Origin of the sequence: Lysinibacillus composti (assembly GCF_016908465.1) — a bacterium.
In the GTDB taxonomy this organism is placed as follows: Bacteria; Bacillota; Bacilli; order Bacillales_A; family Planococcaceae; genus Ureibacillus; species Ureibacillus composti_A.
Genome location: NZ_JAFBDY010000003.1, coordinates 147433 through 160858 on the forward strand (window position 1 = coordinate 147433; position 13426 = coordinate 160858).

At 34.9% G+C, this 13426-nt stretch carries 13 protein-coding genes and 1 pseudogene; 2 read left to right on the top strand and 12 right to left on the bottom strand.

The annotated features are described in order from the left end of the window. Positions 1-316 precede the first annotated feature (316 nt). Positions 317-748 (top strand): VOC family protein, encoded by a 432-nt coding sequence (locus JOD29_RS05930; RefSeq protein ID WP_124763719.1) that lies wholly within the window; start codon positions 317-319, stop codon positions 746-748. Positions 749-1038: 290 nt separating this feature from the next. Here JOD29_RS05930 and JOD29_RS05935 read toward each other — a convergent pair whose 3' ends face one another. After that, entirely contained in the window at positions 1039-1341 is a 303-nt protein-coding gene (locus tag JOD29_RS05935; RefSeq protein WP_124763720.1) for a hypothetical protein, read from the bottom strand. Continuing rightward, complete coding sequence (locus JOD29_RS05940; RefSeq protein ID WP_124763721.1) at positions 1334-1543, bottom strand: helix-turn-helix transcriptional regulator; 210 nt, start codon at positions 1541-1543, stop codon at positions 1334-1336. The genes JOD29_RS05935 and JOD29_RS05940 overlap by 8 nt, the downstream gene beginning before the upstream one ends. 199 nt (positions 1544-1742) lie before the next feature. Between JOD29_RS05940 and JOD29_RS05945 the strand changes: the two genes are divergently transcribed. After that, positions 1743-2654: a DMT family transporter gene (locus JOD29_RS05945; RefSeq protein ID WP_124763722.1), complete on the top strand. Its 912-nt coding sequence runs from the start codon at positions 1743-1745 to the stop codon at positions 2652-2654. A gap of 48 nt (positions 2655-2702) precedes the next feature. On the opposite strand, the gene hpf is transcribed toward JOD29_RS05945, so the two are convergent. From hpf to JOD29_RS06000, 10 genes and pseudogenes are all read right to left on the bottom strand, one after another. Continuing rightward, positions 2703-3254, bottom strand: a complete 552-nt coding sequence (hpf, locus tag JOD29_RS05950) for a ribosome hibernation-promoting factor, HPF/YfiA family (RefSeq protein ID WP_124763723.1) — start codon at positions 3252-3254, stop codon at positions 2703-2705. A gap of 116 nt (positions 3255-3370) precedes the next feature. After that, on the bottom strand, positions 3371-3754 hold the full coding sequence (locus JOD29_RS05955; protein ID WP_124763724.1) for a PilZ domain-containing protein: 384 nt from the start codon (positions 3752-3754) through the stop codon (positions 3371-3373). Between the two features lie 256 nt (positions 3755-4010). Next, complete coding sequence (locus tag JOD29_RS05960) at positions 4011-4250, bottom strand: hypothetical protein (RefSeq protein WP_124763725.1); 240 nt, start codon at positions 4248-4250, stop codon at positions 4011-4013. Between the two features lie 117 nt (positions 4251-4367). After that, complete coding sequence (gene fliS, locus JOD29_RS05965; protein ID WP_124763726.1) at positions 4368-4772, bottom strand: flagellar export chaperone FliS; 405 nt, start codon at positions 4770-4772, stop codon at positions 4368-4370. A 54-nt stretch (positions 4773-4826) separates the two neighbouring features. Further along, positions 4827-5186, bottom strand: a complete 360-nt coding sequence (gene fliT / locus JOD29_RS05970) for a flagellar protein FliT (RefSeq protein WP_124763727.1) — start codon at positions 5184-5186, stop codon at positions 4827-4829. Positions 5187-5200: 14 nt separating this feature from the next. Next, positions 5201-7717, bottom strand: a complete 2517-nt coding sequence (gene fliD, locus JOD29_RS05975) for a flagellar filament capping protein FliD (RefSeq protein ID WP_124763728.1) — start codon at positions 7715-7717, stop codon at positions 5201-5203. Between the two features lie 20 nt (positions 7718-7737). Continuing rightward, entirely contained in the window at positions 7738-8079 is a 342-nt protein-coding gene (locus JOD29_RS05980; protein ID WP_124763729.1) for a flagellar protein FlaG, read from the bottom strand. 418 nt (positions 8080-8497) lie between these two features. Next, a complete protein-coding gene (locus JOD29_RS20390; protein ID WP_124763730.1) occupies positions 8498-10885 on the bottom strand; it encodes a flagellin N-terminal helical domain-containing protein in 2388 nt (795 codons plus the stop codon). Between the two features lie 265 nt (positions 10886-11150). Further along, positions 11151-11264 (bottom strand): annotated as a pseudogene (locus JOD29_RS20395) (flagellin); the annotation flags it as partial. Positions 11265-11609: 345 nt separating this feature from the next. After that, positions 11610-13172, bottom strand: coding sequence for a flagellin N-terminal helical domain-containing protein (locus tag JOD29_RS06000; protein ID WP_124763731.1), 1563 nt, complete (start codon positions 13170-13172; stop codon positions 11610-11612). Positions 13173-13426 lie beyond the last annotated feature (254 nt).

Below are 13426 nucleotides of genomic sequence, written 5' to 3' on the forward strand. Positions count from 1 at the left end.
TTCTATATTAGGTGCAAATACCCTCCTTTTATATGGTTTTTATGTACATGGTATTAAGATGTTTTGGTGCAGATTTTTGAATTAGAGTGTATACCTGGTACTCGTATAATTTGGAATTTTTCGAATTGAATATGTACTTGGTACCCATTAAATCGGGAATAATTCTGAGTTCTCAAAATTACGTGAGTCCAAGCTAATTTGATTAAATCAAGAGCGATTTGGGCAGATGTAGTAAAGTACAGTTTTAATGACGAAATTTATGGTCAGATGGTACACTCGAGATGAAAACATTTCCATTATAAGGAGCGAAATTAAGATGGCAATCGAAGTATATTTCAATTTTAATGGTAATTGTCGTGAAGCAGCAGAGTTTTATGCAGAAGCATTCAAAGTAGAAAAACCTCAAATTATGACATTCGGTGAGGCGAATAACGATCCGAATTTCACGGTTCCTGAAGAGGCAAAAGATTTAGTCATGCATACTCGATTAGATATCCGAGGAAGCAGAATCATGTTCTCCGATACATGGCCAGGTTCTCCATTTACGGTTGGAAACAACATCACTGTGGCAGTAGTAGATTCAGATGAAGACTTTTTAAGATCATCATTTAAAGCTCTATCTGAAGGTGGCAATGTCGTCATGGAACTTCAAGAAACATTTTGGAGCAAAGTCTACGGAAGCCTAGTGGACAAATTCGGTGTAACTTGGCAATTCAGCCATGAAAATGGTGAAGATTATTCGATTTAATTTTAATATGATGAAAAACAGCCTAAAATCCTGCTTTCGGAGCGGATTTTAGGCTTTTAGTTTGGTGTATTTTGAGTTGGCGAACGGTTTTTTGTTTCTTGTATAGATTTTGCGTACGGTTTTGTTCACTTGGAAAAGCTTATGTTTACTTACGAGCTAGTTATGTTTACTTAGACTGTATTACGTTCGCTTACGAGCCAGTTATGTTCACTTAGAAAAATTCACGTTCAGTTACGAACCGAAATTGGCTTAAGAAATGAACTTTAACGGTTAAGTTGGATTGCGAAACATCAATTCCGACTATTAGCGATAACAGCACCAATTACATAAGACATCATATGACCAATGTAAATCGCCGTAATTAACCCAAATGCAACCATTGAATGAAACACAAAAAGCGAAAGAAACCAAGTAACGAAAATAACGACTAGTGAGCCCATCCAGCTGTAAGAACGAGCCAAATGATCGTTTTGGATAAATCGCTCATCTAAAGCCTTTTTCTTTTTCACCATTTTTCTAGTGAAATAAAAACTACCAACGATAATTGCAGCTAAGCCAATCCAAAAAAGTAGCGCTACCCAAAAGTTATCCATTCTTTTCCTCCTCCTCGAAAATAAACACGTCTTCGATCCTGCACATAAACACCTTAGAAATTTTATATGCGAGCATTATGGATGGGTTATATCTCCCCTTCTCCAATGAGATAATCGTCTGTCTGGAAACTTCAAGTCGTTCTGCTAACTCATCTTGGGTTAAATCATAAATTGTACGAAGATCCTTGATGCGATTTTGCACTTCATCACCTCAATTAAATGTAAAATTAACTTTACGTAAAGGATACTTTACACTCATCACTGATGTCAAGTAGGCTTTACATTTCATTAAGAAAAACCTTCCACAAAATTCTACATATATTATGAAAAGAGTAAATGTTTATTGCGCTTAAAGCGAAACGGCAACCAGGTTTTTATCACATTGGGAAGAAGGTTACTTGATGGGAAATGAAAGTTCAAAGCTAACCTCGTACTTATTGTTAGCGCTGTTGGTGGTCATCTGGGGAGCGAGCTGGCCAATCTATAAAATGGGTGTACACTTCATGCCGCCTCTGCTTTTTGCAGGAATCCGCGCATTTGTTGGGGGCGTAATTTTATTCATGATTGCTTGGAAAAGTCGACATTTACTTAGGTTTAAGGAGAACTGGAAATACTATAGCATTTCCGCCATCCTTAACATGGTGTTATATCTAGGCATCCAAACAATCGGGCTCGTATACTTACCTGGGGGACTTTTCTCAGTTTTAGTTTATTTCCAACCGGTGTTACTTGGAATCCTAGCGTGGATTTTTTTAGGAGAAGACATGACCTCGTTTAAGATTATTGGACTCGTCATAGGATTTATCGGGATATTCTTCGCAAGTTTTGACGGATTGGCCATCCACGTTTCCGCAATCGGTGTCACACTTGCATTGTTAACTGCACTCGTCTGGGCAAGCGGTGTGATCTATGTGAAGAAAAATAATCAAAGAGTCAATTCATTCTGGATGGTCGTCATGCAGCTTATTCTGGGGGGAGCCGTATTATTAGGTTCCAGCTTCCTATTTGAAGATTTCAATGCAATTCAATGGAATGGAAAACTGATTGGAAGTATCGTTTGGGGATCAACTGCTGGCATGGCAGTGGCGCAAGTTCTTTATTTCAAGCTGATTAATGAAGGCGAGGCAAGTAAAGTTGGTGCATTCACCTTTTTAGTGCCGATTTTAGCCGTGCTCATCAGTGCTGCATTCTTTGATGAAGCCATTACATCGACATTATTTATCGGGATGGTATTCGTGGGGATGAGTATATATTTAGTGAATATGAAACCGCGCAAGTTCGCAATACGGGATAAAATCAAAAAAACAACTTAGAAGATATAAAAAAGGGCTCCCAATTACGAGAGCCCTTGCATTGAATGATTAATTTGTTTCAATTAAGCCATATTTTCCGTCTCGACGTTTGTACACAATGTTTGTACCATTAGATTCAGCATCAGTGTAGATGTAGAAATCATGGCCAAGTAGATTCATTTGAAGAACGGCTTCTTCTTGATCCATTGGTTTTAAGTCGAATTGTTTTGTACGAACGATTGGGAAATCTTCTTCTTCAACAATTGTTCCAGTTGCGGCTACTTCCTGTGCAAAGTAAACACCCACGCCTTCACGTTCACGGAACTTACGGTTTACTTTTGTTTTATGTTTACGAATTTGACGTTCTAATTTATCAACTATTAAATCGATTGCTGCATACATATCATCATGACGTTCTTCTGCGCGAAGTGTCACACTTTTTAAAGGAATAGTTACTTCTACTTTCGTTTGTTTATCGTTATAAACCTTTAGATTGACATTAGCGTTTGCGTTTAAATCATCGTTGAAATAACGTTCGATTTTCTCAATTTTATTTTCAACGTGTTCGCGAATCGCTGGAGTTACCTCAATGTTTTCACCACGAATGTTAAAGTTTAGCATGTAAACTCCTCCTTTATTGACCTATGTTATTTATATTCTCCAATTAACTTAATAAATCCTTCATTAAAAGAGAACCTTTTTTCAATTTCCGACAAAATCTTCACAAAAAGTTAACATTACCGCGTCTTTGCTAGCACTTCTTTTCTTCGCCGTTGCTTCATTTCAAAGATGATTAACTCCTCAATATCAGGTTGATCTGGTAATGATACACCATACTGTTTCCCACGTCCTAAAGGCTTCACCCACATCACTTGCCCAGCGGCTTTGATGTTAGTGACATCAAGTATAAACTCGACTTTCAGAATTGAATTATTTTGAACACGTTCCTTAATTTCACCTTCAAGGTACATTTTTATACCTTTCGGGCTGATGTCAAGAATCTGGCAAGGTGACTTCATTGGTTCTTGGTTTTCAGTAGCTTCTTTTTGGATGATTGTAAAACTAGCATCAATCGGATCATTGAATACAAATCGGAAACTTTCTTTACGTTTGAATTGCATAGGAATTCCTCCAACATGGATCTTTCTTAATTTGATTATCTGTATTAAATTGGAATTTGTCCAGATGGGAAGTTGGGGTAATTTTGTGGAATTTGTGACAGAAAAAGTGAGCAATTCTGTTTAATAAAGTACACGCGATATAACCTGCTCAAATAATCCTTCGAGCAGGTAAATGAATCATTTTGCATTCGTTCTCTACATGTTTATCGGTCGCATGCGATGCCAGTAATGTGATACTCACACCTATTTCTCTTTTCTAATGAACAATAGAGTGTAATTGCTTTTCTAATAAATGAACTTCACTTTTTAATTTATTAAATTGAGCATTTAACTGTTCATTTTCTAGCGAAGTGAGATTATCATTTGCAACGTATTGAGCAATTCTTTTCATTTCAAGTAGTTTAAATTCTATTTCTTCTAAGATAAGATCTTGTTTTTTAAACCATTCAAGCTGTTGTACAAGAAATTGTTTACGTTCCTTTTCTTCTTTTTCCATCAGTTCCTCCAATAGACTATTTTGATAAAGTTGAATTAGTAAAAAAGACTGTTCAGAAATATTACACTTTCTGGACAGCCCTTCTTAACTCTAATTGTTGTTATGAATACTCAAATATTAAACTTGTTGTACATTGCTAAATTGTTGCTGACGAGTCACTTGAATGACTTGTTTCCATGTGTCACGGAATTCCGTTGTTAAGCCCATTACTTCGTCGATGATATCCGTATCATTTTTAGTATTCGCCTCTATTAGACGACGATTCATATAATCGTATAAAGGAAGCATTTGTTTTGAAACATCAAGATCCATGTTTAAGGTAACCATTAATTCCGAAATAATCGCTTGCGCTTTTTTTAGATTTGTATTTTTCGCTTCAATATCTTTTGCTTCAATCGCTTTTTTGGCTTGTAATAAAAATTTTAAACAACCATTGTAAAGCATTAACGTTAATTCACCTGGTGAAGCAGTTGTTACACTATTTTGTTTATATGCATTAAATGCAGTATTTGGGGCTACCATTATTGTCACTCCTATTAGTTTGATATGAACGTCTATTAAACGTTCATATTTTAATTACTTCTTCTTATCGTAGTACATTCCATCCATCACACGAATGGATGCATACGGATTAATATATTGCTTTTCACTTTTCTTTGAGTTTTGAAGATTTTTCAAATCGTTTTTTACTTCTTGCATAACGCAATCAAGTCGGTTACGAATACCTTGATCTAGTTCTATTAACATGGCGTGCGTTTTATTTTGTGCATTTAATTGAATTTCTTCTTTTTGAAGTATCTCAATCAATTTCCCTCGTTGATCAAGAAGTTGATTAATTTCTTCTATATAACTATCTCTTTCATTACCTTTTACAGTATCGTTTAATTTTTGATATAACTTAGCAGAAAGTTGTAATAATTGTTGTAAGTTGTCCATAGTTTAAACCCCGATTAGTAAGAAAAGTATGACATTAACGATGTTGACTGGGAATTTGCTTTGTTAATGGCCGTTTCCATAGCAGTGAATTGTCGCCAATATCGATCCTCAATTGCTGTTAATTTATCTTCCCAAGTCTCAATACCATCATTCACACTTTTTAAATTCTTCCCAAGTGTATATTGTGCTTCCGTCATCGTTGAACGACCAGCTCTATCCTCGATTCTCAGCTTAATGGACGTCATGGAGCCACGGAGTTTTTGTAAGAATCCACGCGTATCGGCTTCTTTCGTTACGCCATTAACAGTCACTGTGTCTTTTTCCTTACCATCCGAATTTCTTAACAATGTAGTAACGGCATCAGGATCTTCTTCGAGGGCAGCACGTAATTTCTTTTCATCGATTTCTAAAGTCCCACCAGATAAATAATCTTTAGAAGTGGTAATGCCAATACTGTACAATGTATTAAATTTCGAGTTAGAAACTGCAGGATTAGATTGATAAATTAAACTCCTCATTGAAGAAAGGCCATTTTTAATAATGGAATCTCCACGAAGTAAACCACTCTTCGCTTTTTCTTCCCAAAGTTCAATTTCTTTTTCTTCCATTTCTTTTCTTTGTAAAGTTGTTAAGGGTTTATAATCTCGATATTTTGTTTCGTTCGTTAAATTAGTTAAATCAGTAATTAAGCCGTTATAGGTAGTGACAAAGTCTTTAATTTTAGTAATCATTTCATCGACGTTGGTTGTGGATGTCATTGTAACTGCAGATATCTTAATTGCATTTTTAATAACATCAGATTCATTATCAATCGTCCCATCCGGATTCAATGGAATACCAGCTTCAATAACATCTGATTTCGCAGTATTTTCAGTATTTATTGCGTTTTCCAAACGAATTTCTGCAGCTTTATACTCAGCTTCTGCGTTAATATAAACTTTTCGTAATACATTTTGTGAAGCTAGTGCTTTAAAGTTTGTTAAATTTTCTGATGTTAAATTATCAAGTACTTTAATTTGATTTTCATTCAAATTTTCTAATTTAGCTTTTAAAGTTGTGTCCGTAATATTTGCAATCGCATTTTCTTGTGTGAAGTCAATAGCAAGTATTTTAGAAATCTCATTTACATTCTCGTCCACTATTAACCCATTAAGGAACTCGTCACCCAAAGCACTATACTTCGACTTTAATTCATCAGCTTTTACCTTTTCCGAATATGTGGCTGACTTTTCCTCCTTTGTTGCCGATTCATAATTAGCTTGCTCTATAAAACTTGTAATATCATCAATATCAGGATCTTCATTTAATTTAGCAATTGCTTGTAATTGCTCATCAGTAAGGGCGTTTAATTTTTGCTTACTGGTATCATTATCTAAGCTACTATCAGTTATAGCTTCTCTAATTTTAGTAGCACTTTTGTCAGTTAAATTCACTAATGTTTCTTTAATAAAATTTACTTCTGAATCAGATAATTCTTTCCAAAAAGTACTTCCTAACTTACTAAATGTTTCTTGTTTAGAAAGAGATATTGTATTTCCGAATGCATCTGTATATGTCTTATCATGTATAGAAGTATAGTTAGACTTGGTATCCTCTATTGGTATAGCACTACCGTAATAATCTAATATGGCCTTATTTAGTTTTGTTGTTTTACTATTTTCATTATCTTCTCCATTCAGATCGAATTGAGCTAATTCTAATTCTTTAACTGCTGATTCATACTTCTCTGCAATTGTTTGAATAGTATTGAATTTTCCCTTTAAAGTAATCGAGTAGCCAGAAATAGTAAAGTCGTTTGTAGAACGTTCAGTTGCTATCCCATTCACTTGGAAAATGGCATTTTTTCCATCAGTAGTTTGAATACTCTTCTTAGGATTTTCAACAGTTCCTACCTCTTTAAAAACAAATCCTAATTTTTCAAACACATCTTCCCCACTAACAACTTCAATTTCATTACCATCTTTATTGTCACCAGTAAATTTAGCTGTCATTGAAAATTTACCATTTTCGAATACAAGATTAACCCCTGCATTACTAGAATTTACTTTGCTTACAAATTGATTGACAGTCATATCATCCGTGATTTCTATTTTTGTAGCAGTCGTTGCCATTTCTCCATTACTTTGAATTACTTTTAACTCAATTGAACCTGTAGCTAAATATTTCATCTTCGTAGAACCTACAGCGTTCACTTGATTTCCAACTGCACGTGCTGCTGTTGCTAATTGAGAGACCCCTTCAATCGTTAATGAGCCGGATGCTGCGCTTGTTGCAGTTGCAGTTAAATAATCAGTATTTGAAACGGTTGCCGTCTTCGTATTTAAACTCTTTAAGATCAAATTGTCTGCTATATATGTATCAAAGGTTTGTAATTTTTTATTTACGTCCCGATAGGCATCGCGTTGCCATTCGTATGTTTGTTTTTTCTGTTCTAATTTATCTAAAGGTGCGCGTTCGGCGATCATTAATTTTTCTACTAGACTATCAATGTCCATCCCAGAGGCTAAGCCACCTATTCGCATTGTTGACATAGATTATCACCCTATTTCTCTTATATTTTTTCATCTATAATCATACCGACTAGCTTCTGCATTTCGTAAAATGTATCGAGTAACTTTTTTGATGGGATTTCTTTAATCACTTCATCCGTTGTTGCATCTACTAATTGGACATAATATTCTTGTAAGCCATCGTGAAATACAAATTTCAAATTTCTATTATTTATTTCAAAAATTTCATTCAATGAGTCGACTGCTTTATGTATTTTTTCATTGGAGAGTACATATTCCTCAGAGGTAAGTTTTTCTCCCTCTAGTTTTTGTTGTTTATTATCGTTTATTTCAACTGAATTCGATATAACATTCATTGATTGACTTTGATTTTGAATTCGCATCGATAATCCCCCTAAAAAACATCTTATTATTAATATCGGAAAGAATCTTAAAAGGTTTACTTGAATATGTAGATGTCTTTGATAATAATTAAACGTTTGATTGTGGTTCAAATAGGGTTAGAGTGCATTAGACTTTTATGCATAAGTATACGACTTAGCTGTAATTGTTTTCGTTTTAATAAAAGTCCTTGTTAACGTGAAATTTTTCTGATTTATTCTAACCTTTTATTTTTAACTACTGGTATTCTTGAAAATTTGATTTATTAGACAATATAGTTCTTCTCGCAAGTACGTCACGATGTCTACCTATGTTCCTGTTCCTCTTTATCCATTAGTTCCTCTCCTGTCAAACATCTTTATACTGCTTTATATGAAAAAGACCCTAGAAAAACTAGAGTCCCTTTCAACTAATTTATTATTAACCTAGTAATTGTAATACAGACTGTGGTTCTTGGTTCGCTTGAGCTAACATTGCTTGAGAAGCTTGTACAAGGATAGAATTCTTCGTTTGTACCATTATTTCTTTTGCCATATTGGTGTCTCGAATAGTCGATTCTGTAGAAGTAAGAGATTCACGATAAATTTCGTTGTTATTAAGAGTATGTTCTAAACGATTCTGATAAGCTCCCAGTCTTACTCTATTACTAATAATTTTACTTATAGCAGCATCAATCATATTAATAGACTTCTCAACATTCTCTTCTGATTCAACACTTGGAAAACCAATACTAAAATGTTGGTTTGGATGCATATTTTCAATTAGGATTTCGTGACTTTGTCCACTATTGGCTCCTGATTGAATTTTAATCCCTACTGATTCTTGAATATATTCTGTTTCAATTGTTGCTAAATTTAATTTTATCTCATTTATGGTAAGCGGCTGTCCGCTAAATTTAATAGTTGCATCTTCTAGCCTTAATCTCCCATTATTTGTTTCATAATTAAGGTTAAATACTTCTTCTTTATTAAAATAGCCATCAGCAGAAAATTTTGTAATCCAAATGTCTGCAGGTCCTTCTGTTTCATTTGTAATATCGCCATCTGAAGATTCAGTACGACCAATCATAACAAATCCACCATCTAAAGTTTGGTCCAACCCACTAACAACCCATTCTTCATTAGAGCCACCAATAATTTTTTTCCACTCTACTTCTCCTACAGCAGAAATTTTTATGACAGCAGCATCGTAGTCTCCGTTATTTTCTCCTATATCACCATCTGTTGAAGTTGTTGGCCCAACAATGATAAAACCACCGTCATCCATTTTTAGAATGCCGAATGCCTGCTCAGAACCTGAACCGCCTAAATGAGTACTCCATTGTTTAATTCCATGATTATCAAATTTAATAACCCACATATCATCTAAACCATAATTTTCAGTAAAATCAGAGTCAGAAGAAGCCGATGAACCTGAAACAATAAAACCTCCGTCTTCCGTCGTAACGAGACCACTAAACATGTCTGATTTAGTTCCAGCAATAGTTTTCTCCCACTCAGTATTTCCATCACTATCAAGTTTAATAATCCATGCGTCCATATTTACCTGATTAACTGGCACTGTCCCATCACTTGAGTATGTATAGCCAACAGCTAGATATCCTCCTTCCACTGTTTCTTGAACTTCAAAAAGAATTTCGTTCTTAGAGCTATTAAAGTTCTTTTTCCATTCAACATCTCCATTAGCATCTAACTTTAATATCCATGCATCTTCATCAGAAGAGATTTGATGGTTTCTACTATGTCCAGTCATAATAAAACCTCCATCAGACGTAGAAGAAAGCCTAGCACTACTATCACTATCTTTATAATCAAATGTGCGTTCCCACATTACGTTACCAGAAGTATCAATCTTACTAAGATAAACATCATTATCTTTATTCATTCCATCTGATGTTAATTCTCCATTAGTAGCAAATCCACTAATAATAAAATTCCCATCCTGAGCTTCCACAATATTATTCGTAGCATAATATTGTGGATATTCTTTTTCCCATAGAAGTTGTCCGTTTTGATCAAGTTTAGCTAAATATCCATATACCCTTTCACTATCTCCTGATTGACCAACCGTCATATAACTTCCGTCTGTGAGTTGAATTATATCAATACCACCATCGTAGCCGTCCGAACCTAAATTCTGTTGCCATTGAATTGTTGGTTCTATTTCATTTGGAATATGAAATTCTGTTTTAAGAATTGACTTCTTACTATCCTCTATCACCCTTAAATCTAAACTAGTATTATCTGTTTTTTTAAATTCAAAAAGATATGGTCTGCCTTTAATATTAACATCAACCAAGCGAACAATATCCACATTATGGAATTCTAAGTTTATAGGAATAGTGATAGTTTCTCTTTTTAAAGTTTGATCCTTAATATTTTTATGAGCTATATCACCATTTAAAAGTTCAATCTTGTTAAAAGTAGCAGTGCCTGCAATTGATGATAACTCTTCTTTTAAGTAATTTATTTCTAATTGAATACTATTTAAATCAGTATCACTAAGAGTACCATTTCCCCCCTGAATAGTAAGCTCCCTCATCCTTTGCGTAATATCATTCATAGAGCTTAAGGCACCCTCTGCTATTTGAATTAATGATATACCATCTTGAATATTCTTATTCGCGGTCTCTAACCCTCTAATTTGTGCACGCATTTTTTCTGAAATAGCTAATCCAGCCGCATCATCCGCAGCAGAATTAATTTGCATACCAAAAGAAAGTTTCTTCATTGAAGATTCCAGTTGTTTAATGTTTTTATTAAGTTTATGTAATGTATTTAAAGCTGTTATGTTATGTTTGATTCTCATCTTTCCACCACACTAAAATTAAAAAGTTTTACAAACCATTATATATTGTATTCTTTTTATATCGGCTAAATTTTATAGTAATACAGGGAATTATTGGATAATTATATAAGAAATTAGTTTTAGACTAAATGCAAAAATCAAAACCACCACTACTACTGGTTGTTTACCCTACACGAATAAGGCTTTACTATTTGTCTTATATATAAAGACATCCTGGACGCTAGAGCTGCTAGCCACTTCTAGAGCCCCTAATTGATTAATCATATTAACGAAGAAGTTGTAAAACCCCTCGTGGTTGTTGGTTAGCTTGAGCCAACATTGCTTGTGCTGCTTGAGAAAGAATAGAATTCTTAGTTTGGTTCATCATTTCTTTCGCCATCGTGCGAACATTTGCTTTCACAAATGACCAGACTATATCTTCACCCTCTAGCAATCTAGTAGGGGTCGGGCACTTCGGATTCACAATGCTGATGGACATTGTTTCACCTACGGATTTCATCATCATAGCATTTGCCTTAGATGGTCTATCCTAGTCGTTGAACCTTTTCCACTCTTTCGAGACAGGAGCTTGGCTGCTGATTGCCCATATCTTTTCTTTTTTCAAACCATCACGCCTGTCGTTTCCAACTACGTTGTGGCAAGAAAAGCTCTTAGGGTTTTCCAGCAATTCACCCGATAATAATCACTAGCCGTTACCAGCTAGGACGACTGTACTTGTCACTGCTTAAGCAGCTAAAGCATAATCTACGTCACGGATACGAGATTCCGCGGCGGTTAAGTTATATTCATAGTTTATAACGTTACTATGTATATGTTCTAAAGCGTTTTGATAAGCACCGAATTTTGAACGTTCAGATGAAATATCTGTTAGAGCTTGGCTAATGATATTGATTGCTTGAGTGGCTTTTTCCGCAGTCTGAACATTTAGGTTATTTATCGCTTCTAATGTTAAGGACATATTAGGTAATATAATCTTAAATTGATCTTCTCGTGCACCAACGTGAAGGGTCAATGGTTTTGAGGTATTGTTTATCGTACCTTTATAAACTTGTCCGTTTGATCCCACAGCAACATATTTATCATCTATACTAGAAACACCATTAATAAAAGGATCTTCGATGATAGAACTACTCCAATCAATACCATCTGTTGAAAAAGATATATGAGATTGATTATCCCAAGGCTCTCCTCGAGAAGTGGCAATAAACTGATTATTTTCCCACTTCAGATCAAGTACATCTTCAGTAAGGGTTTTTCCCTCTGTCCAGTTCACAAGGTCAGTTGATGTAAAAGTTCTTCCATATCGACTGCTAACAATATACTTTTCTCCATTATAAGCGATTTCTACATCACCTACATTGTATGTATCATAAAAATCAAAATGTGTAGTCCAATTCACCCCATCACTAGACGTTTTTATTTCACTACCTTGGAGCCATACAAAGCCAGTTCCATTTGAGATTAAATCACTGCTCGCTTGATCCAAATTAGGATTCCAATAACTCCAGTTTACGCCATCATTTGAATAAGCACGCCCTGCATTTCCTGTAGCCATGTAGATATTTCCACTTTTCGCTATGTCAAAGAAGTAATGAGAGCCTCCATCAATACCAACTGTCCAGTCCTTTCCATTATCCGAATAAGCAACTGTCTGTCTTTCACCAGTTGCAAAAAAACGATCTCCATCCCAGTAGACATTAGAGAGGATTCTCGAGAAATTATTTTCCTTCTCCCAACTCTCTCCATCTGAAGAAGAAACGACATCTCCATCATTGGTTACCGCGATTAACATTTCACCATTTGTTGTGATATCGTTAAAATTCCCAGTTGCATTTGTTTGTATCTTCCCCCATTCTAAATAATGGGAAACTTCCGTAGTCAATAACTTCCTCGTATTAAATTCAGTCTCATTCACAATATTGTTCAGCCCTTGGTTCAATTGAGAAAACTCATTTTGGACTTCTTGCCTATCTTCATCTGTTAAAGTACCATTCGAAGCTTGTACCGTTAACTCCCGCATCCTTTGAAGAGAATCCTGAATTTCCGATAATGCCCCATCAACCGTTTGAGCTAAAGAAATGCCGTCTTGTATGTTTTTTTGAGCTTGACTTAATCCTCGAATTTGAGCCCTCATTTTTTCAGAAATTGCTAAGCCTGTCGCATCATCTGCTGCTTGGTTTATTCTTAAGCCGGATGACAATTTTTCCATACTAAGAGACGACTTTCTTGTTTGACTCTTTATATGGTTTAGATTGCGTAGAGCAGCTATATTATGATTAATAATCATTTCCAACACCTATCAATTCATTTTCTCCTTCTTTTTATCGGATAAATCAATAAATTGTAAACAACTTACTGGAAGATAAAAGAGTTCTTAGACAATAAATATCCAGAAACGATATAAACAAGTGTCACTTATCCAATAAAACTTACTTTCTATTAATCTGTAAGCCCCGTTTTTTCCAGGGTGGTACTAGGCGCTAATCTTGTATACAAAAAGAGACCCTAGTGTATAAACTAGAGTCACTTTAAGGTAATCTA

Bases quoted from the DNA above. Each gene is read 5' to 3' on its own strand.
- JOD29_RS05930 (WP_124763719.1), top strand. From the start codon at position 317: ATGGCAATCGAAGTATATTTCAATTTTAATGGTAATTGTCGTGAAGCA.
- JOD29_RS05935 (WP_124763720.1), bottom strand. From the start codon at position 1,341: ATGGATAACTTTTGGGTAGCGCTACTTTTTTGGATTGGCTTAGCTGCA.
- JOD29_RS05945 (WP_124763722.1), top strand. From the start codon at position 1,743: ATGGGAAATGAAAGTTCAAAGCTAACCTCGTACTTATTGTTAGCGCTG.
- hpf (WP_124763723.1), bottom strand. From the start codon at position 3,254: ATGCTAAACTTTAACATTCGTGGTGAAAACATTGAGGTAACTCCAGCG.
- JOD29_RS05955 (WP_124763724.1), bottom strand. From the start codon at position 3,754: ATGCAATTCAAACGTAAAGAAAGTTTCCGATTTGTATTCAATGATCCG.
- JOD29_RS05960 (WP_124763725.1), bottom strand. From the start codon at position 4,250: ATGGAAAAAGAAGAAAAGGAACGTAAACAATTTCTTGTACAACAGCTT.
- fliS (WP_124763726.1), bottom strand. From the start codon at position 4,772: ATGGTAGCCCCAAATACTGCATTTAATGCATATAAACAAAATAGTGTA.
- fliT (WP_124763727.1), bottom strand. From the start codon at position 5,186: ATGGACAACTTACAACAATTATTACAACTTTCTGCTAAGTTATATCAA.
- fliD (WP_124763728.1), bottom strand. From the start codon at position 7,717: ATGTCAACAATGCGAATAGGTGGCTTAGCCTCTGGGATGGACATTGAT.
- JOD29_RS05980 (WP_124763729.1), bottom strand. From the start codon at position 8,079: ATGCGAATTCAAAATCAAAGTCAATCAATGAATGTTATATCGAATTCA.
- JOD29_RS20390 (WP_124763730.1), bottom strand. From the start codon at position 10,885: ATGAGAATCAAACATAACATAACAGCTTTAAATACATTACATAAACTT.
- JOD29_RS06000 (WP_124763731.1), bottom strand. From the start codon at position 13,172: ATGATTATTAATCATAATATAGCTGCTCTACGCAATCTAAACCATATA.